Source organism: Thermus sp. (assembly GCF_056332225.1).
Map to the genome: position 1 here is coordinate 1 of NZ_JBWGQW010000144.1, position 897 is coordinate 897.

Sequence of the window (897 nt, forward strand, 5' to 3'; positions counted from 1 at the left end):
GAGCCTCCCCTCGCCCCGGGCGCGCCCCGGCCCCAGGGTTCCCTGGAAGCGGAGGGGCAGGGCGGTCCCCGCCACCTCCACCCGGCCCTCCACCCCGCCCTGGGCCTCCAGGCCCTTAAGGAGGAGCCGCCCCGAAACCCTCCCTTTGAGGTAGGGGGCGTAGCGGCCCAGGAAGTCCTCCAGGGCGGCCTCCTCCAGGGAAAGCTCTCCCTCCAAGGGGAGAAGCCGCCCCTTGGCCTGAAGGCGTCCCACGCCCCCCGCCAGGGTCCCCTCCACGCCGTAGCCCTCCCCCCCTATCCGGCCCTGAAAGCGGCTTTCCAGGGGGGGAAGGGGAAGGTCCAGGCGGAGCTCCCCGGAGGCCGGGTAGCGGAGTTCCCCGGCGAGGTAGGGCCCTTCCGCCCGCAAGGTGGCCTCCAGAAGCCTTCCCTCCAGGGCCAGGGTCTGGGGGCCCGCCTGGTAGCGGAGGCGGTAGGCCCCAAGGAGGTCCACCTCCCCCTCCAGCCGGCCTTCCCCCGCCGCCCACCAAGGAGAGGCGGGGTGCTCCCCGGAAAGGGCCACCCGGTCCCCTTGCCCCTGGAGGAGGAGGGCCAGCCCCCCGAGGTCCAGGGAAAGCCTCCCCTCCACCCTGCCCCCCGAGTAGCGGAGGCCCCCCTCCCCTTGGGGGCTCGTGAGGTCCAAGGAGAGGTCCCCAAGCCCTACCCGCCCCTCCAGGGGAAGCCCAAGGCCCGGCACCCGGTAGGCGAGGAGGAGGGCCTCCCCTTCCCCGCGGGCCTCGAGGCCCCCCGGGAGGAGGGCGAGCCTGGCCTCGCCCCCGCTTCGCCTCGCCGCGAGGTCCAGCCAAAGCCCCCCCAGGGAAAGCCGGGGCCAAAGGAGCCGCACCCTCTCCCCGAAGACCTC

Annotated in this window: 1 pseudogene; it reads right to left on the reverse strand. The window is 74.7% G+C overall.

The annotated features are described in order from the left end of the window. Nucleotides 1–879: pseudogene (locus AC01Y6_RS10545) on the reverse strand (translocation/assembly module TamB domain-containing protein); the annotation flags it as partial. Nucleotides 880–897 lie beyond the last annotated feature (18 nt).